Origin of the sequence: Pseudonocardia sp. Ae505_Ps2 (assembly GCF_001932425.1) — a bacterium.
GTDB lineage: Bacteria > Actinomycetota > Actinomycetes > Mycobacteriales > Pseudonocardiaceae > Pseudonocardia.
The window spans coordinates 114,957-138,577 of the sequence record NZ_MCIP01000001.1; the positions used below are offsets into that span (position 1 = coordinate 114,957).

General features: G+C 74.7%; 19 protein-coding genes and 3 tRNA genes. 8 read left to right on the plus strand and 14 right to left on the minus strand.

Annotation, left to right across the window (positions count from 1 at the left end):
* Positions 1–187: 187 nt before the first annotated feature.
* The 7 genes from Ae505Ps2_RS32385 to Ae505Ps2_RS00585 form a co-directional block, all read right to left on the minus strand.
* Positions 188–2,188, minus strand: coding sequence for a glycosyltransferase (locus tag Ae505Ps2_RS32385; RefSeq protein ID WP_075553322.1), 2,001 nt, complete (start codon positions 2,186–2,188; stop codon positions 188–190).
* Complete coding sequence (locus Ae505Ps2_RS00560) at positions 2,185–3,477, minus strand: O-antigen ligase family protein (RefSeq protein WP_075333783.1); 1,293 nt, start codon at positions 3,475–3,477, stop codon at positions 2,185–2,187. The genes Ae505Ps2_RS32385 and Ae505Ps2_RS00560 overlap by 4 nt, the downstream gene beginning before the upstream one ends.
* A gap of 211 nt (positions 3,478–3,688) precedes the next feature.
* Positions 3,689–3,925 (minus strand): hypothetical protein, encoded by a 237-nt coding sequence (locus Ae505Ps2_RS32985; RefSeq protein WP_249265197.1) that lies wholly within the window; start codon positions 3,923–3,925, stop codon positions 3,689–3,691.
* Positions 3,926–4,673: 748 nt separating this feature from the next.
* The gene (locus tag Ae505Ps2_RS00570) at positions 4,674–5,618 is read right to left on the minus strand and encodes a class I SAM-dependent methyltransferase (protein ID WP_075310692.1); all 945 of its coding nucleotides are present in this window, start codon (positions 5,616–5,618) and stop codon (positions 4,674–4,676) included.
* Between the two features lie 62 nt (positions 5,619–5,680).
* A complete protein-coding gene (locus Ae505Ps2_RS00575) occupies positions 5,681–6,793 on the minus strand; it encodes a cystathionine gamma-lyase (protein ID WP_060714811.1) in 1,113 nt (370 codons plus the stop codon).
* Between the two features lie 5 nt (positions 6,794–6,798).
* Positions 6,799–7,857: an NAD(P)H-dependent glycerol-3-phosphate dehydrogenase gene (locus Ae505Ps2_RS00580; RefSeq protein ID WP_060712981.1), complete on the minus strand. Its 1,059-nt coding sequence runs from the start codon at positions 7,855–7,857 to the stop codon at positions 6,799–6,801.
* A complete protein-coding gene (locus tag Ae505Ps2_RS00585) occupies positions 7,854–8,573 on the minus strand; it encodes a lysophospholipid acyltransferase family protein (protein ID WP_075310690.1) in 720 nt (239 codons plus the stop codon). Before Ae505Ps2_RS00585 ends, Ae505Ps2_RS00580 begins: the two co-directional genes overlap by 4 nt.
* Before the next feature lie 129 nt (positions 8,574–8,702).
* Here Ae505Ps2_RS00585 and cofC point away from each other — a divergent pair, with 129 nt between their 5' ends.
* The 4 genes from cofC (at position 8,703) to Ae505Ps2_RS00605 (ending at position 14,004) form a co-directional block, all read left to right on the plus strand.
* A complete protein-coding gene (gene cofC, locus Ae505Ps2_RS00590; RefSeq protein ID WP_075310688.1) occupies positions 8,703–9,440 on the plus strand; it encodes a 2-phospho-L-lactate guanylyltransferase in 738 nt (245 codons plus the stop codon).
* Between the two features lie 85 nt (positions 9,441–9,525).
* Positions 9,526–11,907 carry an RNA degradosome polyphosphate kinase gene (locus Ae505Ps2_RS00595; protein ID WP_233147639.1) on the plus strand — a complete coding sequence of 794 codons (2,382 nt, stop codon included), beginning with the start codon at positions 9,526–9,528 and terminating at the stop codon, positions 11,905–11,907.
* Positions 11,907–12,854, plus strand: a complete 948-nt coding sequence (locus tag Ae505Ps2_RS00600) for an NUDIX hydrolase (RefSeq protein ID WP_075553323.1) — start codon at positions 11,907–11,909, stop codon at positions 12,852–12,854. The genes Ae505Ps2_RS00595 and Ae505Ps2_RS00600 overlap by 1 nt, the downstream gene beginning before the upstream one ends.
* A gap of 217 nt (positions 12,855–13,071) precedes the next feature.
* Positions 13,072–14,004 carry a hypothetical protein gene (locus tag Ae505Ps2_RS00605; protein WP_139318951.1) on the plus strand — a complete coding sequence of 311 codons (933 nt, stop codon included), beginning with the start codon at positions 13,072–13,074 and terminating at the stop codon, positions 14,002–14,004.
* A 273-nt stretch (positions 14,005–14,277) separates the two neighbouring features.
* On the opposite strand, the gene Ae505Ps2_RS00610 is transcribed toward Ae505Ps2_RS00605, so the two are convergent.
* The 3 genes from Ae505Ps2_RS00610 to leuC form a co-directional block, all read right to left on the minus strand.
* Positions 14,278–14,835 (minus strand): HU family DNA-binding protein, encoded by a 558-nt coding sequence (locus Ae505Ps2_RS00610; protein ID WP_075310682.1) that lies wholly within the window; start codon positions 14,833–14,835, stop codon positions 14,278–14,280.
* Positions 14,836–14,973: 138 nt separating this feature from the next.
* Positions 14,974–15,564, minus strand: coding sequence for a 3-isopropylmalate dehydratase small subunit (gene leuD / locus Ae505Ps2_RS00615; RefSeq protein WP_020625107.1), 591 nt, complete (start codon positions 15,562–15,564; stop codon positions 14,974–14,976).
* Positions 15,564–16,991 (minus strand): 3-isopropylmalate dehydratase large subunit, encoded by a 1,428-nt coding sequence (gene leuC / locus Ae505Ps2_RS00620; protein WP_020625106.1) that lies wholly within the window; start codon positions 16,989–16,991, stop codon positions 15,564–15,566. Before leuC ends, leuD begins: the two co-directional genes overlap by 1 nt.
* 65 nt (positions 16,992–17,056) lie before the next feature.
* Between leuC and Ae505Ps2_RS00625 the strand changes: the two genes are divergently transcribed.
* From Ae505Ps2_RS00625 to Ae505Ps2_RS00640, 4 genes are all read left to right on the plus strand, one after another.
* Positions 17,057–17,761, plus strand: coding sequence for an IclR family transcriptional regulator (locus tag Ae505Ps2_RS00625; RefSeq protein WP_051050238.1), 705 nt, complete (start codon positions 17,057–17,059; stop codon positions 17,759–17,761).
* Positions 17,762–17,894: 133 nt separating this feature from the next.
* Positions 17,895–19,658, plus strand: coding sequence for an Hsp70 family protein (locus tag Ae505Ps2_RS00630; RefSeq protein WP_075554151.1), 1,764 nt, complete (start codon positions 17,895–17,897; stop codon positions 19,656–19,658).
* Between the two features lie 62 nt (positions 19,659–19,720).
* Positions 19,721–20,161: a MarR family winged helix-turn-helix transcriptional regulator gene (locus tag Ae505Ps2_RS00635; protein ID WP_075553324.1), complete on the plus strand. Its 441-nt coding sequence runs from the start codon at positions 19,721–19,723 to the stop codon at positions 20,159–20,161.
* Entirely contained in the window at positions 20,158–21,558 is a 1,401-nt protein-coding gene (locus Ae505Ps2_RS00640; RefSeq protein ID WP_075310678.1) for an MFS transporter, read from the plus strand. Before Ae505Ps2_RS00635 ends, Ae505Ps2_RS00640 begins: the two co-directional genes overlap by 4 nt.
* Before the next feature lie 87 nt (positions 21,559–21,645).
* Here Ae505Ps2_RS00640 and Ae505Ps2_RS00645 read toward each other — a convergent pair.
* The 4 genes from Ae505Ps2_RS00645 to gltX all read right to left on the minus strand — a co-directional run bounded on the left by Ae505Ps2_RS00645 (position 21,646) and on the right by gltX (position 23,506).
* Positions 21,646–21,718, minus strand: a tRNA-Glu gene (locus Ae505Ps2_RS00645).
* A 48-nt stretch (positions 21,719–21,766) separates the two neighbouring features.
* A tRNA-Glu gene (locus Ae505Ps2_RS00650) sits at positions 21,767–21,842 on the minus strand.
* Between the two features lie 58 nt (positions 21,843–21,900).
* Positions 21,901–21,972: transfer RNA gene (locus tag Ae505Ps2_RS00655), tRNA-Gln, on the minus strand.
* Between the two features lie 55 nt (positions 21,973–22,027).
* A complete protein-coding gene (gltX, locus tag Ae505Ps2_RS00660) occupies positions 22,028–23,506 on the minus strand; it encodes a glutamate--tRNA ligase (protein ID WP_075553325.1) in 1,479 nt (492 codons plus the stop codon).
* Positions 23,507–23,621: the final 115 nt, after the last annotated feature.

Consider the following 23,621-nt stretch of genomic DNA (forward strand, 5'->3'; position numbering starts at 1 on the left):
GACCACCTCCGGAACGCACGAGGTCCGTGATGTAGTCGACCATACGGAAGCCCGGTTACGCGAGGGTGATAACGCGGCCTCGGGGAGGTGACCGCGCGGCGCGGGCGCCCCGGGACCGCACACCCGCCCGCCGGTGCCGCACGACGGCCCTCCGGGTCCGCGCGACCGTTCGTCGGATCGGACCAGGTCAGGTCAGGACGACCGCCAGCACCCGATCCCGCTCCGGGACGGCCGTGAGGACACCGGTGAGGTCCTCGGTGCGGGTGCGCCGCGGGTCCGCGAGTGCCACGACCGCGCCGGGCCGCGCCGGGCCGGCCACCGGACCGTCGCGCAGCGCGAGTGCCTCGGTGATCCGCCGGGCGTCGGTCTCCAGGCCGAGACCGGCCGGCACCACCCGGGTGCGGTCCGGCCCCGCCAGCAGCCGGATCCGGTCGACGAGCACCGGGTCCGCCGCATCCAGCACCGCGACCGGGCCGCGGCCCGACGCGGCGACGGCGCGCAGCAGTCCCGAGTGCGGGGTGGCACGTCGGCGGGGCAGCAGCGCCGCCCCCGTCACGACGGCGACGACGATCCCCGCGAGCAGCGCGAGCGCCGCGGCCAGCGTGGTCGAGGTGGCGACCGGGGTGACCGCGGCCCGGGTGTCGACCGGCACCAGCCGCCCGGCCGGGTCGAGGACGTCGGCCGCCACGACCTGGTCGACGACGGCCTCGGCCAGCGCCTCCGCACGGCCCGGGTCGGGGTCGCGCACCGAGATCCGCGCCAGCCCCGACGCCGGGACCAGCTCGACCGACACGGCGCGGCGCAGCTGCTCGGGGTCGGGACCGCCGGGCACCGCCGCGGCCGCCCGGCCCAGCAGCGACGGCCCGGTCACGATCTCGGGCAACGCGGGCAGGGCCAGCGAGACGACCTCGCCGTAGCTGGTCGAGACCACGGGGCGGGCCGGGTCCAGCGAGACGGTCGCTCCGACGTCCGGGCGGGCCACCAGCGTGACGCTGGCCTGCTGGGTGACCGGTCCGAGCGCGACGGCCAGCAGCACCGCGGCCGTCGTCGCGAGCCCGGCCAGGGCGGCGACGCCGGCCAGCCAGAACCGGCCGGGCCCGCCGGCGCCCGCGGCACGGGCGTCGTGGAGCAGCGCGTCGTAGTCGGCGGCCAGCGCGGCCGGGTCGTGCTCGGCAGCCACCCGGGCCCGCCCGGCCGCGGCCAGTGCCCCGCGGCGGCGCGGGTCGGCCAGCCCGTTCAGCGCGGCGGCGACCGCGGCCGGGTCGCCCGGCGGTACGAGCAGCCCCGCCGCGGGTGCGTCGGCGCGCGGGCCGAGCGCCTCGCGGACCCCGTCGACGTCGGTGGCGACCACCGGGAGCCCGGCGGCCATCGCCTCCAGGACGACCATCGGCAGGCCCTCCCAGTCGCTGGTCAGCACGGCGACGTCGGCGGCGGCGAGCAGGGTGGGTATGTCGTCGCGGGCGCCGAGGAACCGCACCCGGTCACCCAGGTCCGCGACGCGTTCCTCGAGCCCGGCGCTCAGCGGGCCGTCCCCGGCGAGCAGCAGCACCGGCCCGCCCCGCACCGCGCGCCAGGCGTCGAGCAGCACGTCGTGGCGCTTCTGCGGGACCAGCCGGGCCGCGCACAGTGCGACGCCGACGTCGTCGGGCAGGCCGAGGGCGCGCCGGGCGTCGGCCCGGGCGGGCAGCACCGGCGGGGTGACGGCGTTGCGCAGCACCGCGATCCGGGTGTCGTGCAGGCCCGCGGCACGCAGCCGGTCGGCGACCGCCGCGGACACCGCGACCACGACGTCGGCGGCGCCCGACAGCAGCCGGGCCGCGGCCGGGTAGTCGTCGGCGGCGACGCCGTGGAACACCGTCACCAGCGTCGGTCGGCGGCGCCGGGTGTGCGCGGCGAGCCGGCAGACCAGCCCGACCAGCACGTTGTGGGCGAGCACGACGTCCGGGCGGTGCCGCCGGAGGGCGGCGGCCACGGCGAGGGCCCCGCGCAGGATCCCCACCGGGGTGCGGCGTACCAGCGGCATCGTCTCGGTGCGGTACCCCTGCGCGGCCAGCTCGTCGGCCCGCACCCCACCCGAGGACAGGACCATGGTGTCCCAGCCGAGGCCGGTCCCGTGCCGGGCGAGGTCGGCGACGACGCGCTCCGCTCCCCCGGTCCCCATCTCGTTGACGACCTGCAGGACCTTCACCGGATCGCTCCCTCGCTGCGCAGGCCCACGGCGCAGGCCGCGGCGGTCAGTGCCCACAGGGGCATGTAGTACTGCTCGGACAGGAACGTCGAGGCGACGCAGACCGCGATGAGCGCGGTCTGCACGGCCAGCGGCAGCAGCCGCCCGGGGCCGGGGCCGGCGGCCCGGACCGCCCGCTCGGCCGACCACAGCGCCGCCGCGATCATCCCGACGAAGCCGGCCAGACCGAGCACCCCGAGCTCGGCGGCGACCTCGACGTACATGTTGTGGGCGACCGGGGTCTGCTCCTCCAGCTCGGCGTTGTGGGACGCCGCGAGGTAGTGCGAGCGGAACCCTCCGGGCCCGACACCGAGCAGCGGTTGCTCGGGCAGCAGTGTGGCCGCCACCTCCCAGCGCAGCGCCCGGCTGTCGATGTTGGAGGCGGCGACCTGGTCCTTCTGGGAGAGCGCGCGGCCGACGTCGTCACCGAAGCCGGCGACCAGCCCGACCCCCGCGACCACGACGGCGACGGCGGCCGCGGCGAGCACCCGGGGCGCGATCGCCCCGCGCACCGTCAGCCACACCATGGCGACGACGAGCGCGATCATGCCGCCGCGGGACACGGTCACCGCCGCCCCCAGCACGAGCAGCACCAGCAGCACCCCGACCAGCACCTGCGCGGCCCGGGGTGCGCGCTCAGGCCCGTCCCGGCGCGGACGGCGCAGCCACAGCGCGAGCAGCAGCGGCACCGCCGAGACCAGCACGTAGGCCAGGTCGTTGGGGTCCTCCAGCGGCCCGGTCGCCCGCGGCGAGCCCTCGATGAGGAAGCTCCACAGGGCCCCGCTCGCGGCGACGGTCGCGCCGGTGACCGAGGCCCACACCGGCACCCGCACCGGGACCTCGCGGGAGCAGACGTCGATCAGCACCGTCACGGTGACCAGGAACGACACCCAGCGCTGGGCGTAGCTCATGGTGAAGGTGTCGCCGGCGTGCACCGCGGTCGAGGCGAGCACGGCCACGGCGAGCACGGCGAGCGGCACGTGGACCGGGTGGAAGCGCGGCAGCCGGAACGGGCGCAGCCGGGCCACCAGCCACACGAGCACGAGCGTCGCCGCGGGGAGCTTGGTGACGACGTCGTTGATGTCGAGCAGGTACCCCTCGCAGGAGGCCACGCCCACGGTCAGGAACACGAGCCCCTGCAGCAGCCGGGCCAGCGGCGTGCGGGTGGCGATCTCCTGCACCAGCGGGGTGCCGGGCCGCGGGCCGGTGTCCCGCAGGACCACCCCGGCCGGTGCGGTCCGCTGCACCATCCCGCCTCCGCCCGCCGCCCGCCGTGATCCGTACTGCGGTGCATTCGGCCGTTCACCAGGGATCGTTACCGCTCGTGGCGGAGATCGACGACACTGCGGCGTAACGCGGGTGCCACTCCGGGACGACGGTCATCCCAGCAACCCCGACAGAACGGACGAGAATGGGCCACCACCGTCAGGCACGTCCGCGGTTCAGCTTCCTGTCGACCGCCTACCGCACCGAGCACGCGGTGTCGGGGATGATCGGGTCGGTGCAGGCCCAGACCGATCCGGACTGGGAGCTCGTCGTCGTCGACAACGGGATGTCGGACGAGATGGCCCGGATCGTCGGTTCCCGCGCCGAGCGCGACGCGCGGATCGTGCTGGTCCGCCAGCCCAACCGGGGCGCCGCGGGCGGGATCAACCGCGCCTCGGCCGAGTCCTCGGGCCGGTACGTCACCCTGCTCAACTCCGACGACCGGGTGCTGCCCGAGTTCTGCGCCCGGCTCGGCGACGTGCTCGACTCCCGTCCGGACCTCGCCGCCGTCACCTGCGACGCCTGGTTCACCGACGCCGCCACCGGGGCGCGGCTGCCCGCCTCCTACCTGGAGAACGCCGGGGCGCCGACACCGGACCCGGAGCACGTGCTGACCCTGCCCGAGCTCATCGAGGGGCCGTGCCCGTACTACACCGGGGCGGTGCGCCGGGAGGTGTGGGACGCCCACGGCCACGTCGACGACGCCGGGGTGACCGTCGCGGACCTGCACCTGTTCCTGCGGATCGTCGCGGCGGGCCACCGGATGGTGACGCTGCCCGAGCGGCTCGCGAGCTACGCTCAGGCGCCGCAGTCGCTGTCCCGCGGCGGGCCCGCGGTGCTGGCCGTGGAACAGGCCCGGGAACGGGCGGTCCGCGCGGCCGCCGCACGCTCGGACGACCCGGCCGTCGCCGCCGCCCTGGAGCGGGAGCTGCGGCGCAGCCGGCACCGCCGCGGTGTCGTCGGCGCCCGGGTCGCGCTGTTCGAGGGCGATCTCGCGACCGCCCGCGCCCGGGTCCGGGCGGCGTTGCGGGAGCGGACCGACCCGCGGACCCTCGCCGTCGCCGCCGCGGTGCTGCTCGCCCCGGGCGCGACCCGCTGGGCCTACCGTCGCTCCCGGGGCGGGAAGGTCCCGGCGCCGGTCGTCCCGGTGCGGGTCACCGACGCCGCGCGCTGCGCGCGCTCACCCGGTCCGGCGGGCCAGCACGACGAGCTTGTTGCCCCGGCCCATCCGCCGGAACAGCGCCTCCGCCGCGGGCCAGCCGCGCGCGAGCAGCCGATCCACCGGGCCGGAGCCCTCGGCCCCGTGGTCGAAGGTGGCCTGCATCTTCGCCACCGGCGAGGTCATCCGGTGCACCTCGACGACGGTCACCCCGTGCGGCGCGAGGACCCGTTCCAGGCCCCGCTCGGTGAAGTAGATCTTGTGTTCCCAGTAGTACATGTTCTTGGCCAGGTCGATCCGCCCACCGGTGGCGCGGTGCAGCGCACGCACCAGCGGCCGCACCGGGAACGCGGCGTCCGGGGTCTCCAGCAGCACCCAGCCGCCGGGACGCAGCCGGGACAGCGCGTCGGTGAGGAACGGGCCAGGGTCCGCGACGTGCTCGATCACATCCCAGAGGGTGACCACGTCGACCTCGGTGTCCTGCGCGGCGAGCTGCTCGGGGGCGAACACCGTCAGCCCGCGGGCGGCCGCGCCGGCCAGCGCGCGCTCGTCGACGTCGGACCCGACGGCGTCCAGCCCGCGGTCCCTCGCCCACGCCAGGAAGTTCCCGATCCCACAGCCCACGTCGAGCACCCGACCGCACCGGCCGGCCCGGTCCTCCAGCCGGTCGAACACGGCGGCGTAGCGCTGCTCGTAGCCCACCCGGACGGCGTCGCCGGCGTAGACGTCGAACTTGTAGTCCTCCCAGTACTCCCCCGCCGTCGAGCCGCCGGGGACCGGGTCGCGCAGGAACTCGGTGCCGCAGCCGGTGCAGCGCAGCAGCCGGTACCGCTCCTGGACGACGTGGCGGAGCAGCCGGCCCGGCGCAGCGCAGGCCGGGCAGGCGGCGGCACCGGCCGACCCGGTGCCGGACGTGCGCTCGGCATGGTCGGCGTAGTCGGTGTGGTCGGCGTGGTCGGTGGTCATGGACGGCACCTCGTCTCGCGGCGGATCGTGCACCGCTGCGCTCGTGCCGGACCTGCCCGCCGTTACCCCCCGAGGGCGCCGATCACGTCCGCGAGGAGGTCGTCGGTGTCCTCCACCCCGCAGGACAGCCGCACCAGGCCGTCCGGCACCGCGTCGCCCCACCGGGCCCGCCGGTCCGCGGCCGTGCGCAGTCCGCCGAAGCTCGTCGCCGAGTCGACCAGCGTAGCGGCGGCCAGGAAGTCCGAGACGGCGTGGGTGTCGGCCAGGGTGAACCGCAGGATGCCGTTCCAGCGCCGCATCTGGGTCCGGGCGAGCAGGTGCGACGGGTCGTCGGCCAGCCCGGGCCAGCGGACGTCCCGTACGCCGGGGGTCTCCCGCAGCGCGACGGCGAGCGCGCGGGCGTTCTCGGCCTGCCGGCCCAGCCGCAGGTCCAGGGTGCCGAGCCCGCGCAGCGCCAGCCAGGTCTCCATCGGCCCGGCGATCGCGCCGCCGCGGGTGCGGAAGGCGCGGACCCGCTCGTGGTGCACCGGGTCGGCGGCGGAGACGTGCCCGAGCAGCAGGTCCCCGTGCCCGGACAGCGCCTTGGTGTCGCTGGCGACGACCAGGTCGGCCCCCAGCGCGAGCGGCTGCTGCCCGAGCGGGGTGCACGTGGTGTTGTCGACGGCGACGACCGCACCGGCCGCGTGCGCGGCGGCGGCGACCGCGGCGACGTCGCAGACCTCCAGGCCGGGGTTCGACGGCGTCTCCAGCATCACCAGCGCGGGCCGGTGCCGGGCGATCGCCGACGCCCAGTCGCCCGCGGTCGCGCAGTAGGCGACCGGCACCCCGAGCGGGGCGAGCTCCTCGTCGGCGAGCAGGCGTGCGACGTAGTAGCCGTCGCTGGGCAGCAGCACGCCGCGCCCGGCGCCGGTGAAGGCGCGCAGGACCGCCGCGACCGCGGCCATCCCGGACGGGAACACCGTGCACGGCCCGCCGTCTAGCTCGCCGACGGCGGCCTCGAACTCCCGCCACGTCGGGTTGTCCGCGCGGGCGTAGAAGTCCGCGCCCTGGTCGGCCTCCTCCGGACGTCCGAGGTGGTACGTGCTGGTCAGCACCGGTCCGCGATGGATCGGGTCGCCCACGGCGTGGGCGTGCTGCTCCCCGCCGTGCACACAGCGGGTGCCGTCTCCGAGCATGGGGTTCACTCCGGTTTCGGGGCCCGGGAGATCAGTTCCTTGGCCATCTGGTGGGCGGTCATGCCCTCGTGGCAGACCCGGCGGACCGCGTCGGCGATGGGCAGCTCGACCCCGGCGCGCTCGCCGAGCTCGCAGATCGACAGGCAGGACTTCACACCCTCGGCGACCTGGCCGTGGTTGGCCTTCTCCGCCTCGGCGAGGCTCGCGCCGCGCCCCAGCTGCTCGCCGAAGGTCCGGTTGCGCGACAGCGGGGAGCTGCACGTCGCCACCAGGTCGCCCATGCCGGCCAGGCCGGCGAAGGTCAGCGGCGAGGCGCCGAGCGCCATCCCGAGCCGCGACATCTCGGCCAGCCCACGGGTGATCAGCGACGCCCGCGAGTTGTCACCCAGCCCCATCCCGGAGGCGACGCCGACGGCGAGCGCGATGACGTTCTTGCCCGCCCCGCCCAGCTCCGCCCCGACGACGTCGGTGTTGGTGTAGGCGCGGAAGTAGCCGGTCGCGCAGGCGGTCTGCAGCGCCACCGCGCGCTCGTGGTCGGAGCAGGCGATGACGGTGGCCGTCGGCTGCTCGTGCGCGATCTCCGCGGCCAGGTTCGGCCCGGACACGACGGCGAGCCGGTCCGCGCCGACACCGGTGACGTCGTCGATGACCTCGGTCATCCGCTTGAGCGTCCCCAGCTCGACGCCCTTGGCCAGGCTGGTCAGGGTGACCCCGGCCGGGACCAGGTCACGCCACTGCTCCAGGTTGGCGCGCAGCGACTGCGACGGCACCGCGAGGATCACCGCGTCGACACCGTCGAGGGCCTCGGCGGCATCGTGGGTGGCGCGCAGCGTGTCCGGCAGCGCGACGTCGGACAGGTAGTCCGGGTTGCGCCGGTCGGCGTTGATCGCCTCGGCGATCTCACAGCGGCGGGCCCACAGCCGCACGTCCCGGCCGGCGTCGCCGAGGACCTTCGCGAACGCGGTGCCCCAGCTGCCCGCGCCGAGCACGGCGACGCGCTGGATCGAGTGCACCGGCTCGTTGACCGGGCGCTCCCCGAACGACGGGACCCCAGGGACGCTCATCGGCCTGCCTCGCTCTCCGGGCGTCGGCGGTAGAACTCCTCCGGCGCGTCCTCGTCGCGGACCTCGGCGAGCAGCTCCCGCACCCGTCCCATGATCAGGTCGGTGACCTCGCGCAGGACGTGGGCGTCCAGCGGGCGCCCGCGGTAGGCGCTCAGGTCCACCGGGTCCCCCGCGCGCAGCACGACGTCGGTGCGCGGCAGCGGGCGGAACTTCTTCTCGTAGCCGTTCAGGACCTCGCGGGTCCCCCAGTGCACCATCGGGATGACCGGCGCGTCCGAGGCCAGCGCCATCCGCGCGACGCCGGTGCGCGAGCGCATCGGCCACCCGTCGGGGTCCCGGGTGATGGTGCCCTCGGGGTAGATGATGACGATCTTGCCGTCGGCGAGCGCCTGCGTGCCCGCGGCGAGGCTCTGCTGGGCGTCGGCGGAGTCGCGGAACACCGGGATCTGGCCCGAGCCGCGCAGCACCGCGCCGAGCACCGGCACGTTCCACAGGCTGCTCTTGGCCAGGAAGCGCGGCACCCGGCCCGCGCTGTGGACGTAGGTGCCGGTGTGGATCGGGTCCAGATGGGAGATGTGGTTGCCGACCAGCAGCGCACCGCCGCGGGCCGGGAGGTGCTCGCGGCCCTGGTAGCGCGGCCGGCCGGTGAGCCAGCCGATCGAGTAGAAGAACGGGACGGCGAGACCGACCCAGAATCCGCCCTTCTCGCGTGCCACCGGCGGCCTCCTCCTGCCCGCCGCTGCGGCGGGTCGTGGGGTCGTCGCGGATCGGGATGATCCGGATCTGATCCGTGGAGTCTCCCCACAGAGGCCCCACGCTGTCACGCGGGGTGCCAGACTGGGGCCGTGACCCTGCGGGTGGACCTGGTGGTGCCGGTGAAGCCGCTGCCCCGCGCGAAGACCCGGTTGCGTGGTGCCGCCGACGGCGGGGTGGGTGATCTCGGCGCGCACCAGCGGCTCGCGCTGGCCCTGGCCCGCGACACGGTCGCCGCCGCCGTCGCCGCGACGGCGGTCCGGCACGTGCTGGTGATCTCCTCGGACCCGGCGGTGGCGGTGGAGGTCGGCGCGCTCGGCGCCGAGGTCGTCACCGACCCCGGGCGCAGGCTCAACGGCGCGCTGCGCCACGGTGCCGCGCTGCTGCGCTCGCGCGACCCGCACGTCGCGCTGGGGGCGCTGCAGGCCGACCTGCCCGCCCTGCGCCCGGCCGAGCTCGACGCCGCCGTCGCCGCGGCCGCCGTGCTGTTCGACGGCGGCGCGACCCGCGCCTTCCAGCCCGACGCGCCCGGCGAGGGCACCACGCTGCTGCTGGTCGCCCCGGGGCAGGACCTCGACCCGCACTTCGGCCGCGGGTCGGCCGCCCGGCACCGTGCCTCCGGGGCCCGGCCGCTGCCCGGTGACCGTCCCGGTCTGCGCCGCGACGTCGACACCGCCGCCGACCTCGACGACGCCGTCGCCCTCGGGGTGGGGGCGTGGACCCGGGCCGTGGTCGACGCCCGGCACGGACCCCCCGCCGTACCCCGCCCACCCGGATGTCACCCGCCGGGGGAGGCCGTCGCCCGACGGTGTGGCACACCACGTACGTGACGGTGTGGCAGGCCACGTACGTGACGTCGTCGGCCGGGGCCGTGTCCCCGTGGACGGTTGCGGAGCGGTACGAAACAATCGTGACGTGAGCGACGACTCGGCGACCCCGGACGGACGGAACGGCACCTCCGCGCACCCGGGCGGCCGTCCCCGGACGGCGGCGCGCCGTGCCCCGCGGCCGGCGTCGCGGCGGTTGCACACCGCGAGCCGCAGCGTCGCCGACCAGGCACCGTCCGCGGAGATCCCGGCCCAGCAGCACGCGCCCTCGGGTCCCGCGGCACCGCCCGCCCCGCCGGCCGCCACGCCGTCGCCGAGCCAGGGGGCGGCCCCGATCGCGCCGCCCGCGGGGGCGACCACCCCGGCGTCGACGATGGGCGAGCTGCTCCCCGAGGACCGCTACCTCAACCGCGAGCTGTCCTGGCTCGACTTCAACGCCCGCGTGCTGGCCCTGGCCGAGGACTCCAGCCAGCCGCTGCTGGAGCGCGCGAAGTTCCTCGCGATCTTCGCCTCCAACCTCGACGAGTTCTACATGGTCCGGGTCGCGGGCCTGAAGCGCCGCGACGAGACCGGCCTGTCCGTGCGCAGCGCCGACGGCCTCACCCCGCGCCAGCAGCTGGCCCGGATCACCGAGCGGAGCCGCGCGCTGTCGCGGGCGCACGCCGAGGTGTTCATGGACGAGCTGCTCCCCGAGCTCGACGCGGCCGGCATCCACCTGCGCAGCTGGGAGGACCTGACCGACGCCGAGCGCCTGCGCCTGTCGGACTACTTCACCGAGACAGTGTTCCCGGTGCTCACCCCGCTCGCGGTCGACCCGGCGCACCCGTTCCCCTACATCTCCGGGCTGTCGCTGAACCTGGCGGTGACCGTCCGTGACCCGGAGGGCCGGACCGAACGCTTCGCCCGGGTGAAGGTTCCGAACAACGTGCCGCGGCTGGTGTCGGTCGACCCGCCGGACACCGACACCCGCGCCGGGAACCGGCAGTGCACGTTCCTGCCGATCGAGGACCTGATCTCCGCGCACCTCGGTGACCTGTTCACCGGCATGGAGGTCACCGAGGTCCATCCGTTCCGGGTCACCCGCAACGCCGACCTCGAGGTCGAGGAGGACCGCGACGAGGACCTCCTGCAGGCCCTGGAGCGCGAGCTCGCCCGGCGCCGGTTCGGGCCGCCGGTGCGCCTCGAGGTGCTCGACACGATGTCCGAGCACGTGCTGGAGCTGCTGCTGCGCGAGCTCGACGTCGATCCCAACGACGTCGTCACCGTCCCCGGGCTGCTCGACCTCACCAGCCTGTGGCAGGTGCACGGGGTCAACCGCCCCGACCTGAAGGACGAGCCGTTCCGCCCCGCGACGCACCCCGCGTTCGCCGAGCGGGAGACCCCCCGCAGCGTGTTCGCGACGCTGCGCGAGGGCGACGTGCTCGTGCACCACCCCTACGACTCGTTCTCGACCTCGGTGCAGCGCTTCATCGAGCAGGCCGCCGCGGACCCGAACGTGCTCGCGATCAAGCAGACCCTGTACCGCACCTCCGGCGACTCCCCGATCGTCAACGCGCTGATCGACGCCGCCGAGGCGGGCAAGCAGGTCGTCGCCCTGGTGGAGATCAAGGCCCGGTTCGACGAGCAGGCCAACATCCGCTGGGCGCGCGAGCTGGAGAAGGCCGGCGTGCACGTCGTCTACGGCCTCGTCGGGCTCAAGACGCACTGCAAGACCTGCCTGGTCGTGCGCCAGGAGGGGTCGGAGATCCGTCGGTACTGCCACATCGGCACCGGCAACTACAACCCGAAGACCGCGCGGCTCTACGAGGACGTCGGCGTGCTCACCGCCGACCCGACGATCGGCGCGGACCTCACCGACCTGTTCAACTCCCTCACCGGCTACTCGCGGCAGACCTCCTACCGGAGCCTGCTCGTGGCGCCGTACGGGATCCGCCGCGGCATCGTCCGCCGCATCGACGACGAGATCGAGGCGCACCTGTCCGGCGAGGCCGGCGCGCGGGTGCAGATCAAGGCGAACTCGCTCGTCGACGAGGCGATCATCGACGCCTGCTACCGGGCGTCGCAGGCGGGGGTGCCGGTCGACATCGTGGTGCGCGGCATCTGCGCGATCGTCCCCGGGCGGCCGGGGCTCAGCGAGAACATCACCGTCCGGTCGATCCTCGGGCCGTTCCTGGAGCACTCCCGGGTGCTGCACTTCGGCTCGGCCGACGAGTACTGGATCGGCTCGGCGGACATGATGCACCGCAACCTGGACCGCCGGGTCGAGGTGATGCTGCGGGTCGCCGACCCGAAGCTCGCCGACCAGCTCGGCGCGATGTTCGACTCCTGCCTGGACCCGGCGACGCGCTGCTGGACGCTCGGCCCGGACGGGACCTGGTCGCCGTCGCCCGCGCCGGGATCGGAGAACATCCGTGTCCGCGACCACCAGGTGGAGATGATGAACTCCCGGCGAGGGAAGAGCGAGGACTGATGCTCTCCGCGCAGTTCCGGACCGACGGGGCCGAGGTCGACCCGGCGGGGATCGCCGACGTCGTCGCGGCCGGGACGGTGCCGTGGCGCCGCGCGGACGACGGCACCGTCGAGGTGGCCCTGGTCCACCGCCCCCGCTACGACGACTGGTCCTGGCCCAAGGGCCACCAGGACCCGGGCGAGGCGCTGACGTCGACCGCGCTGCGCGAGACCGTCGAGGAGGCGCACCTGGAGTGCCGCCTCGGCGCGCGGCTCGGCCACACCGCGTACGACGTGCCCGGCAAGGGCCACAAGGTCGTGCACTACTGGGCCGCCGAGGTCGTCCGCGACCCCGGCTTCACCGCCACCGACGAGACCGACGAGCTGAGGTGGCTGCCCCGCGACGAGGCCGCCACGCTGCTCAGCCGCCCGGCCGACGCCGAACTGCTGGACCGGCTCGACCAGGTGGGGCCGCCGTCGTCGACGGTGGTGCTCGTGCGGCACGCCAAGGCGGGCAGCCGGACCGCCTGGGAGGGCGACGACGACCTGCGCCCCCTCTCCGGCACCGGGTTCACCCAGGCCGACCGGCTCGCGGACTTCCTCGCCCGCTTCGGCCCGGACCGGCTCGCGACCGCCCCGCCGCTGCGCTGCGGCCAGACGATCGAGCCCTACGCACGGGCGTCCGGTGCGGGCGAGCCGGACGTGGAGCCGCTGCTGGGCGAGCACGGCTACTGGGTCTCACCCGCCGACGGCCTGGCCCGTTTCCGCACCCTCGCGGCCCAGCCCGGCGTGACGCTGCTGTGCAGCCAGGGCGGGGTCATCCCGGACGTCGTCGGGCACCTGCTGGCCGACGCGGGGAGGTCCCCCGACCCCGACCTGCCCTCGCACAAGGCCAGCACCTGGGTCCTGGGCTTCGGCGACGACGGCGCCCTGCTGTCGGCCGACTACTACCGCCGCCCGCCGGCCTGACCCGCCTCGCCGTCCCGCTCCGCCCGCCTCCCGGCATCCCCGGTGCCGCACCACTCGTCGATCAGCACCTGAGTGCTGTTCGGGCCCGGATCGACAACACTGGTGTGCTGATCGACCCCGGGTCCGGGAGGTGCCCTCCTCGCGTCGGGGTGTGCGATCGCGAACGGGCGCACCGGTTCCGGCCCGGCGGAGGTGGGCAGAGGTGCAGGGTGCGCGGGTGGAGGAGCCGTTCCGGGGGTCGGACGCCGTCGCGCGCGGGATCGTCACGCCGGCGCGGCTGCGCGGGCCACGGTTCGTGCGCCTGTTCCCCGACGTGTACGCGTCCGCCGCGGTCCCCGTGACGCCGGTGCTCCGGGCCCGGGCCGCATCGATCTACGCCGGGCCGCTCGGGGCGGCGTCGGCCTACTCGGCGGCCGAGATCCTCGGCGCGTCCTGCGGACCATGGGGTGCACCGGCCGAGCTCGTCGCGCCACGGCGGATCCGGCCCCGCCCGGACCTGCTCGCCCACCAGGGCGTCCCGCTCGAACCCGGGCTCTGCGACGGCGTCCGGGTCACCTCGCCCCGCGCCACGGCGTGGGAGCTGTGCCGGCGACTCGAACTCGTCGACGCCGTCGTCGCCCTCGACGCGCTCGCCGCCCGGAGGCGGGACCGGCCGGTGTTCGTCCCGCTGCGGGACACACCGGCACCCGAGCAGCGGAAGCTGTCCCGGATGCGGGTGCCGTGTCCCGGCTTCGACCCCGCCGACCTGCTGGTCCTGCGCTCGCTGTACCCGCACGTGCGGGGCTCGGCCCGACTCGACCGGGTCGTCGCGCTCGCCGACCCGCGTGCGGAGTCCCCGCCCGAGACCCGGCTACGGCTGCTGCTCGTGCTCTCCGGGCTCCCGGTCCCACAGGTCCAGTTCCCGCTGTACGACGACCGGGGCCGCCCCTGGGTGCGGTTCGACCTGGCCTACCCCGACGCCCTGCTGGCGATCGAGTACGACGGCGCGGAGCACGACGACCCGCTCGACCGCGTCCGCAACGCCCGCACCGCGGCGCTGGGATGGCAGACCCTGCGGATCACCGCCGACGGCCTCACCCGCAACGCCCGGCGCACCGTCAGGACGGTCCGTGCCCTGCTCGCCCAACGGACCCGCCTCGCGTCCCGCTGACCCGCACCGGCGCCGGCTCGGTCGGGCAGCACCGCGGGACAGGAGCGAGCCGCACGCGACGCCACCGGCCCGGAACCGCCTGGCTGCCCCCACCCAGCTCGACCCGCCCACACCGGCGCGCTCGCCGGGCCACCCCGATCCCAGGGCGCACACCGTCGGAAGCCCGTCGATCAGTACATGAGCGCTGTCCGCACCCGCTCGAACAGCACTCATGTACTGATCGACACGCGCAGGCAGCGCTGGGCGGGTGGGGCGGGGAGCGCGGGGGTGCGGTTACTTCTCCGCGGCGGTCTTCCGTCGGGCCGGCTTCTTCTCCGCAGCAGCCCCCTTCTTCGCGGAAGCGGCCGGCTTCTTCTCCGGGGCAGCTGCTGTCCTCGCCGGGGCAGCCGTCTTCTTCGCCGGAGCGGCCGTCTTCTTCCCGGGGGCGGCGCCGCCGGCCGAAGGGGCTCCGCCAGCCGGAGCGGCTGCGGCGGCCGGGGCGGCCGGGGCGGCTGCGGCGGCCGGGGCGGCCCGCTCGGCGCGGCGGGGGGCGCTGGTCGCGTTCGCGGCGGCGGCCTCGCTGGCGGCCACCCGCTCCTTGAAGGCCGCACCCGGCCGGAACGACGGCACCACGGTCTCCCCGACGGGCACCGTCTCCCCGGTGCGTGGGTTGCGGGCGGTGCGAGGAGCACGTCGACGCGGCTCGAACACCCCGAACCCGGTCAGGGTGACGGTCTCACCGCGGCCGACCGCGTCCACGATCACGTCGACCATCGCGTCGACGGCCGCCGTGGCGGCACGACGGTCTCCGAGCCGGGCGGTCAGCGCGTCGACGAGCTGAGCCTTGTTCATGGTCACGAAAGGTAGGGCTGCGCCCTGCCGCGCACCAGATCCCGGCGCGAGTCCAGGTCGCATACCCTCCATTGGTACAGGTCCGAACGGGTGATCACCACGACTTCTGTCAGGTCATGGTGACCACCCGTGTTCGGTTCAGGCCAGCGTGCGTGGCATCCGGGCGGGCCGGGTTCCCTCGAACGCGGTGATGTCGGCCTCGTGCCGCAGCGTGAGTCCGATGTCGTCGAGGCCCTCGCGCAGCCGCCACCGGGCGTAGTCGTCGATCTCGAACGGCACGGTCAGGTCGCCGGCCTGCACGGTCTTCTCGCCGAGGTCGACGGTGACCTGCGTGCCGGGCTCGTTCTCCAGCTTCTTCCAGAGCAGCTCGACGTCGGGCTGGGCGACCTGGGCCGCCACCAGACCGGCCTTCGCCGAGTTGCCGCGGAAGATGTCGGCGAACCGCGAGGAGATGACGACCCGGAAGCCGTAGTCCATCAGCGCCCAGACGGCGTGCTCGCGCGAGGACCCGGTGCCGAAGTCCGGTCCGGCGACGAGGACCGACCCGCGGGCGTAGGGCTCGGTGTTGAGCACGAACGACGGGTCCTGGCGCCAGGCCGAGAACAGGCCGTCCTCGAAGCCGGTGCGGGTGACCCGCTTGAGGTAGACCGCCGGGATGATCTGGTCGGTGTCCACGTTGGACAGGCGCAGCGGCACGCCGATCCCGGTGTGGGTCTCGAACTTCTCCATCAGTCCAGGTCCTCCGGGCTGCTCAGGGTGCCGCGCACGGCCGTCGCGGCCGCGACGAGCGGCGACACCAGGTGGGTACGACCGCCCTTGCCCTGCCGCCCCTCGAAGTTGCGGTTCGAGGTCGACGCACAGCGCTCGCCGGGCGCGAGCTGGTCGGGGTTCATGCCCAGACACATCGAACAGCCCGCCGAGCGCCACTCCGCGCCGGCGTCGAGGAAGACCTTGTCCAGCCCCTCCTCCTCGGCCTGGAAGCGGACCCGCATCGACCCCGGGACGACGAGCATCCGCACGCCCTTCGCGACCGTGCGCCCGTTCAGCACATCGGCCACCGAGCGGAGGTCCTCGATCCGGCCGTTGGTGCAGGACCCGACGAAGACCGCGTCGACCGGCACCTCGCGCAGCGGGGTCCCGCCGGTCAGGCCCATGTAGGACAGCGCCTTCTCCACCGCGGCGCGCTCACCGTCGTCGGTGATGGCGGCCGGGTCCGGCACCGACTCGCCCAGCGGCAGGCCCTGCCCGGGGTTGGTGCCCCAGGTGACGAACGGGGTGAGCTCGTCGGCGTCGATGTGCACGACCCGGTCGAACTCCGCGCCGTCGTCGGTGCGCAGGGTGCGCCAGTCGGCCACCGCGGCGTCCCAGTCGTCGCCGGCGGGGGCGTGCTCGCGGCCCTTCAGGTAGGCGAAGGTCGTCTCGTCGGGGGCGATCATGCCCGCGCGGGCACCGGCCTCGATCGACATGTTGCAGATCGTCATCCGGGCCTCCATCGAGAGGTTCTCGATGACGTTGCCCCGGTACTCCAGCACGTGGCCCTGTCCACCGCCGGTGCCGATCTTCGCGATCACCGCGAGGATGACGTCCTTGGAGGTGACGCCCGGACGCAGTGTGCCGTCGGAGCTGGTCACCTCGATCGCCATCGTGCGGAACGGCTTGAGCGGCAGCGTCTGGGTGGCGAGCACGTGCTCGACCTCGGAGGTGCCGATGCCGAAGGCCATCGCGCCGAACGCGCCGTGGGTGGAGGTGTGGGAGTCCCCGCAGACCACCGTGGTGCCCGGCTGGGTCAGCCCCAGCTGCGGGCCGACCACGTGCACGATCCCCTGCTCGGGGTCGTTCATCGGGTGCAGCCGGACGCCAAACTCCGCGCAGTTGCGCCGTAGGGTCTCCACCTGGACCCGCGACACCTCGTCCGCGATCGGGGCGAGCACGTCGAGGGTGGGGACGTTGTGGTCCTCGGTCGCGATGGTGAGGTCCGGACGCCGGACCGGGCGGCCGGCGAGCCGGAGACCGTCGAACGCCTGCGGACTCGTGACCTCGTGCACCAGGTGCAGGTCGATGTAGAGCAGGTCGGGCTCGTCACCCTCGCCCTTGCGGACGAGATGCCGGTCCCAGACCTTCTCGGCCAGCGTGCGCGGCTTGTCTGCGGTGGTCACGCCCGCCTCCCTCTGTGATCTGATCGCGGTGGACTTCCCAGATCGTGGGAAGTTAGTGTCGGAACGTGGGACAGTCTAGCGGGATCGGCGTGCTCGACAAGGCCGTGGGGGTTCTCCGGGCGACGGCGGAGGGGCCGTGTGGCCTGGCGGAGCTCTGTGAGCGCACCGGGCTGCCCCGGGCGACGGCGCACCGGCTCGCCGTCGGCCTGGAGGCACACGGGATGCTGCTGCGCACCCCGGACGGGCGCTGGCACCCCGGCCCCACCCTCGGCCAGCTCGCCGGCGGGCGGCCGGACCCGCTGCTCGACGCCGCGGCCGCGGTCCTGCCCCGGCTGCGCGACATCACCGGCGAGAGCGTGCAGCTCTACCGCCGCGACGGGATCCACCGGATCTGCATCGCGCACGCCGAGCCGCCGTCCGGGCTGCGCGACACCGTGCCCGTCGGCTCCCGGCTGCCGATGACCGCGGGCTCGGGGGCCAAGGTGCTCGCCGCCTGGTGCGACCCGGCCACCCAGCGCCTCATCCTTGCCGACGCCAGCTTCTCCGAACGCGTCCTCGTCGACGTCCGCCGCCGCGGCTGGGCACAGAGCGTCGCCGAACGGGAGGCCGGTGTGGCGTCGGTGTCGGCCCCGGTGCGCGACGCGGCGGGCCAGGTCGTCGCCGCGGTCTCGGTGTCGGGACCGGTGGACCGGATCGGGCGCCGGCCGGGGGTCCGCTGGGCCGCCGACCTGCTGGCCGCCGCGGACGCCCTGCAGCACCGGCTCGTCTAGGGGGCGCCCCTGCCGAGCCGCACCCCCTCCCACGTCCCGAGTCGGTCGAGGTCGTGGTTCCGGGCTCCACTACCGTGTGGTGGTCCGGCACCGGGCCGGACCCTTCGGACATGGTCGGCACACCGGGGAGACGATGGGTTACCTGCTGGGCATCGACGTCGGCACCACTCGGACGGCGGCCGCGGTCATCCACGCTGGCACCGTCGAGATGGTCACGCTCGGTGACCACTCGGTCGACATCCCGTCCGTGGTCTACGTGGCACCGGACGGCGGGCTGCTGTTCGGCGATGCCGCCGAACGCCGGGCCCTGACCGAGCCGGACCGCGTCGCACGCGAGTTCAAGCGGCGCATCGGCGACCCGACGCCGATCCCGCTGGGTGAGCAGTCCTTCGCCCCCGAGCAGCTGTCCGCGCTGCTGGCCGAGCACGTCGTCGACGTCGTCGCACGCACCGAGGGCGGCGCACCCGACCGCATCGCGGTGACCCACCCGGCGTCCTGGGGAATGCACAAGTGCGACCTGTTCGCCGCCGCCCTGGCCGAGCGCGGCCTGACCGTCACCTTCCTCACCGAGCCGCAGGCCGCCGCCCTGCACTACGCGACGAACGAGCGGGTCGAGCCCGGCGCGACGGTCGCCGTCTACGACCTCGGCGGCGGCACCTTCGACGCCGCCGTCGTCCGCAAGGAGGCCGCGGGCGGCGGGTTCACCCTGCTCGGCAGGCCCGAGGGTGTCGAGCAGCTGGGCAGCGCCGACTTCGACCAGGCCGTCGTCGACCACGTGCGCGACGCCGTCCCGGCCGCCTTCGAGGGCCTCGACGAGACCGACCCGAACGCCCTGTCCGCGATGGCCCGGCTGCGCCGCGACTGCCGCGAGGCCAAGGAGGCCCTGTCGGCCGACACCGAGGTCTCGATCCCGGTGTGGCTCGGCGAGGTCCGCACGACGGTGCGCCTGCACCGCAGCGACTTCGAGGAGCGCATCCGGCCCCGCCTGGAGGAGTCGGTCGAGGCGTTGCAGCGCGCGATCGCCTCGGCCGGGCTGGCCGCCTCCGGGCCGTCGGTGGTGCTGCTCGGCGGCGGGTCCTCGCGGGTCCCGCTGGTCGCCGAGCTGGTCTCCACCGGCCTCGGACGTCCCGTACAGGTCGACGCGGACCCGAAGAACACCATCGCGAAGGGCGCCGTCGTCGCGCTCGGACCGCCCGACCCCGTGCCCGGCACCGGCTCGGGCGGGTTCGGCGCGGTGTCGACGAGCAGCGGTCTCGCGCTGGCCCCCGACCCCGGCCCGCTGCCCTGGGAGAACCCGGACCCGGTCACCGACCGGATGCCGACCGGCGGCACGACCCAGCTCGACGGCGACCGCACCGCCTACCTGGAGAGCGCCCGCGCCGACCCGCCCACCGACCGCCTCCCCGTCGTCCCGCCGGTGGGCTACGACCAGACCGCCGTGCACGGCTACGGCGGGTACGGCGGTTACGACGACGGCGAGACCACCATCGCCCCCGGGCCGGCACCCGTCCGCCGCTCCCCCGCGCTGCTCATCGGCGCCGGCGGGGTCGTCGCGGCGCTGGCCGTGCTGGGCACGGTGTTCTTCTGGCCGCAGGACCGCACGATCAGCAACGCGACGCCCGAGCTGCCGGCGATCCCGACGACGACCCAGGCCCCGCCCCCGACGACCGTCGATCACGAGCCGGTGCGACAGCCGGAACGGACCCGGGAGCGGCCGACCGAGGCCGTCCCGACGACGACCGACGCGCCGATCCCCGAGCCGCCGCCGGTCGTCATCACCACGACGTCCGCTCCGCCTCCGCCGAGCTCGTCGTCCTCGTCGTCCTCGGCACCGCCCCCGCCGAGCAGCTCGACGCCGAACCCGCCGGAGGGGAACCCGGTCCCGCCGGGAACCTGATCCCACCGACAGATCGACAGTTTGGATTGATTAATCCGGACTGTCGACCTATCGTGGGTTGCATGTCGCAACCACCTACGGGGACCGCCGCCTCCACTGCCCGCGCGGTCCGGATCGGCGTCGGCCGGCTGCGCCGCCGCATGCGCGAGCACTACGACCGCGACCAGCTGACGGCGTCGCAGATCGCGCTGCTCGGCCGCCTCGACCGCGGTGGCCCCAGCACCGCCGCCGCACTCGCCGCCGCGGAGGGCGTCCGCCCGCAGTCGGTCGCGATGTCGATCGCCGCCCTGGAGGAGCGGGGCATGGTCGAGCGCCGCCCGGATCCGTCCGACGGGCGCCGGCAGATCGTCTCGGCCACCGACCTCGGCCGGCGGTTCACCGCCGACGCCCGGTCCGCCGGCGAGGACTGGCTCGCCGGGGCGCTCGCCGACCGGCTCAGCGCCGACGAGCTGCGCACCGTCGACAAGGCCATGCGGCTGCTGGAACGGGTGACCGAGCGATGACGCCGCGCCGGGGCCGCCGTACCGGGCCGTCCACGTTCGACCGCCGGCTGCTCCTCCCCATGATCGGCGGGGCCGTGCTGAACCCGGTGAACTCGTCGCTGATCGCGGTCGCGCTGGTGCCGATCGGGCTCGCCCTCGGGGCCCCCGCGACCGAGACCGCCTGGCTGGTGTCCGGGCTCTACCTCGCGACCGCGGTCGGCCAGCCCGTCACCGGACGCCTGGTCGACCTGTACGGGCCGCGGCCGCTCTACCTGGCCGGCGCCGTGCTGGTCGGTGTCGGCGGGGCCCTCGGAGCGCTCGCCCCGGACATCTGGTGGCTGGTCGCGGGGCGGGTCGTCATCGGGCTCGGGACGTGTGCGGGCTACCCGGCGGCGATGGCGCTGATCCGCGGCGAGGCCGACCGCACCGGCACCGACAGCCCGGAGGGCGTGCTGACGGTGCTCTCGATCGCGACGTCGACGATCGCCGTCGTCGGGCCGAGCCTGGGAGGTCTGCTCCTCGGGGTCTCGGGCTGGCGGGCGGTGTTCGTGGTGAACATCCCGCTGGCCCTGCTGTGCCTGGTGCTCGGTGCGCTGCGGCTCCCCCGTACCCGGGTCGCCCACCGGGGCGTGCGGGCCGCGCTGCGCCGGGTCGACCCGCCGGGCATCGCGCTGTTCGCGGTCACCACCGTCGCGCTGCTGCTCGCCCTGCTGCACCCCGACGCCGGCGCGGTCGCCCCCGCGCTGGTGGCCGTCGCCGCCGGGGCGGGGCTGGTGGTGCGCGAGCTGCGGACCCCCGAGCCGTTCCTGGACCTGCGGGTGCTCGGCGGGAACCTGCCGCTGCTGCTGACGTTCGTCCGGGCGCTGCTCACCGCGACCGTGTCCTACTGCGTGCTCTACGGCTTCACCCAGTGGCTGGAGCAGGGCCGCGGGCTCACCCCCGCGACGGCCGGGCTGGTCCTGCTGCCGATCTTCGTCACCGGGATCGGGGTGACCGCGCTGACCGGCAGGCGGCGCGCGATCCGGGGCAAGCTGCTCGTCGGCGGGGTGGCGCAGGTGCTGCTCGCCGCCCTGCTGTTCGCCCTCGGGCCGGCCAGCCCTGTCTGGGTCATCGTCGTGGTCGCGCTGCTCGCCGGGCTGCCGCAGGGCCTGAACAACCTCGCCGTGCAGAACGCGGTCTACCGGCAGGCCGACCCGGAGCGGGTCGCGTCCTCGGCCGGGCTAATGCGCACCTTCTTCTACCTGGGCGCCATCGCCGCCTCGGCCGCGGGCGGGATCGCCTTCGGCGGCAGTACGGCGGGCGACGGCCTGCCGGTCCTCGCCGCGGTGATGCTCGTCGCCTCGACGCTGTTCGTCCTGCTCACCCTCGCCGACCGTTCACTGGCCCGGCTCGCCGGGCCGGAAGGAGCACCGTCGTGACCGACCGACCGGCTCCCCGGGCTGCTCGGCGCGACCTGACCCGGACACGACGAAGGCCCCGCTCCGGAGAGCGGGGCCTTCGTGGAGTAGTCCCGACGGGATTTGAACCCGCGCTACCGCCTTGAGAGGGCGGCGTCCTAGGCCGCTAGACGACGGGACCAGGACAGTCGGCTCGGTCTCGATTGCGGACCCCTGCGCATGGAGTCCGTGGTAGTCCCGACGGGATTTGAACCCGCGCTACCGCCTTGAGAGGGCGGCGTCCTAGGCCGCTAGACGACGGGACCTTGGACGAGACCGTGCCGATTGTCAGAAATCGTCATTCCGAAGAAGTCGCGATTTCCGCTGGGGTACCAGGACTCGAACCTAGACTAACTGAACCAGAATCAGTCGTGCTGCCAATTACACCATACCCCATCGAAAAGCGGGCCTCGTTCCGGAGCGAGGCCCGCTCTCCGTTGATGTCAGTACTCTAACCCATGCTCCGGGAGCGTCGGACACCGGCCCCCAGGCGGGCGAGCGACCGCTCGCGGCCCAGCAGCTCCATGCTCTCGTAGAGCGGGGGGGACACCGTGCGGCCGCTGATCGCGACGCGGACGGGGGCGAACGCCTTCCGCGGCTTGAGCTCCAGACCGTCCACGAGCGAGGTCTTGAGCGACTCCTCGATCGCGGGGGCCGACCACTCCGGCAGGTCCGCGAGCCCGGCGACCGCGGCCTCCAGCACCGGGGCCGCGTCGGAGCCGAGGTTCTTCGCGGCGGCGTCGTCGTCGGGGGTGAAGGCCTCCTCGTCGCGGAAGAGGAAGGCCAGCATCCGGGCCGCGTCGGACAGGACCTGGCTCCGCTCCTGCACCAGCGGCGCGGCGGCGGCGAGCACCGAGCGATCGGGGTCGGTGATCCCCTCGGCCGCGAGGTAGGGCACGACCCGCTCGGCGAAGTCGTCGGGGGCGAGCAGGCGCAGGTGCGCGGCGTTGATCGCCTCGGCCTTCTTCAGGTCGAAGCGGGCGGCGTTGCTCGACACCCGGGACACGTCGAAGGCGGCGACCATCTCGTCGAGGGAGAACACGTCGCGGTCCTCGGCGATCGACCAGCCGAGCAACGCGAGGTAGTTGAGCAGCCCCTCCGGTACGAACCCGCGGTCGCGGTAGTGGAACAGGTTCGACTGCGGGTCCCGCTTGGACAGCTTGCGGCTGCCCTCACCGGTGACCAGCGGGAGGTGGGCATAGGTGAAGGGGCCGTGGCCGATGCCGACCCGGGCCAGCGCCTCCAGCAGCGCGATCTGCCGCGGGGTGGACGCCAGCAGGTCCTCCCCGCGCAGGACGTGCGTGATCTCCATCAGCGCGTCGTCGACCGGGTTGGTCAGCGGGTACAGCGGCGTGCCGTCACCACGGGCCAGCACGAAGTCGGGCACCTGCCCGGCCTTGAACGTGATCTCGCCGCGGACGAGGTCGGTGAAGGTGATGTCGTGGTCGGGCATGCGCAGCCGGTAGACCGGCGCCCGGCCCTCGGCACGGAAGGCGGCGCGCTGCTCGTCGGTGAGGTCGCGGTCGGCGTTGTCGTAGCCGAGCTTCGGGTCGCGGCCCGCGGCGCGGTGCCGGGCCTCGATCTCCTCGGCGCTGGGGAAGGACTCGTAGACCTCCCCGCCGTCGATCAGCCGGCGCAGCGCGTCGGCGTAGACCTCGCCGCGCTCGCTCTGCCGGTACGGCCCGTGCGGACCGCCCTTCTCGACGCCCTCGTCCCAGTCGAGGCCGAGCCACTCCAGCGCGTCGAGCAGGGACCGGTAGGACTCGTCGGAGTCACGGGAGGCGTCGGTGTCCTCGATCCGGAACACCAGTGCCCCACCGTGGTGACGGGCGTGGGCCCAGTTGAACAGGGCGGTGCGGATGAGACCGACGTGCGGGGTACCGGTGGGCGACGGGGAGAACCGCACCCGGACCTGGGCTGGAGTACTCATGGTCGGTCCAGCGTATCGACCCCGTCCGGAGGGGTGGTGCACGCGGGCGCCGGATGGGCCAGGGTGGAGGGTGCCGCGGCGCAGCGAGGCGCCGCACGACGCCCCCTCAGGAGGG

Bases quoted from the DNA above. Each gene is read 5' to 3' on its own strand.
- Ae505Ps2_RS00580 (WP_060712981.1), bottom strand. From the start codon at position 7,857: ATGAGCGTCCCTGGGGTCCCGTCGTTCGGGGAGCGCCCGGTCAACGAG.
- Ae505Ps2_RS00635 (WP_075553324.1), top strand. From the start codon at position 19,721: ATGTCGCAACCACCTACGGGGACCGCCGCCTCCACTGCCCGCGCGGTC.
- Ae505Ps2_RS00600 (WP_075553323.1), top strand. From the start codon at position 11,907: ATGCTCTCCGCGCAGTTCCGGACCGACGGGGCCGAGGTCGACCCGGCG.
- Ae505Ps2_RS00610 (WP_075310682.1), bottom strand. From the start codon at position 14,835: ATGAACAAGGCTCAGCTCGTCGACGCGCTGACCGCCCGGCTCGGAGAC.
- Ae505Ps2_RS00560 (WP_075333783.1), bottom strand. From the start codon at position 3,477: ATGGTGCAGCGGACCGCACCGGCCGGGGTGGTCCTGCGGGACACCGGC.
- Ae505Ps2_RS00630 (WP_075554151.1), top strand. From the start codon at position 17,895: ATGGGTTACCTGCTGGGCATCGACGTCGGCACCACTCGGACGGCGGCC.
- Ae505Ps2_RS00640 (WP_075310678.1), top strand. From the start codon at position 20,158: ATGACGCCGCGCCGGGGCCGCCGTACCGGGCCGTCCACGTTCGACCGC.
- gltX (WP_075553325.1), bottom strand. From the start codon at position 23,506: ATGAGTACTCCAGCCCAGGTCCGGGTGCGGTTCTCCCCGTCGCCCACC.
- leuD (WP_020625107.1), bottom strand. From the start codon at position 15,564: ATGGAGAAGTTCGAGACCCACACCGGGATCGGCGTGCCGCTGCGCCTG.
- Ae505Ps2_RS00570 (WP_075310692.1), bottom strand. From the start codon at position 5,618: ATGACCACCGACCACGCCGACCACACCGACTACGCCGACCATGCCGAG.
- Ae505Ps2_RS00575 (WP_060714811.1), bottom strand. From the start codon at position 6,793: ATGCTCGGAGACGGCACCCGCTGTGTGCACGGCGGGGAGCAGCACGCC.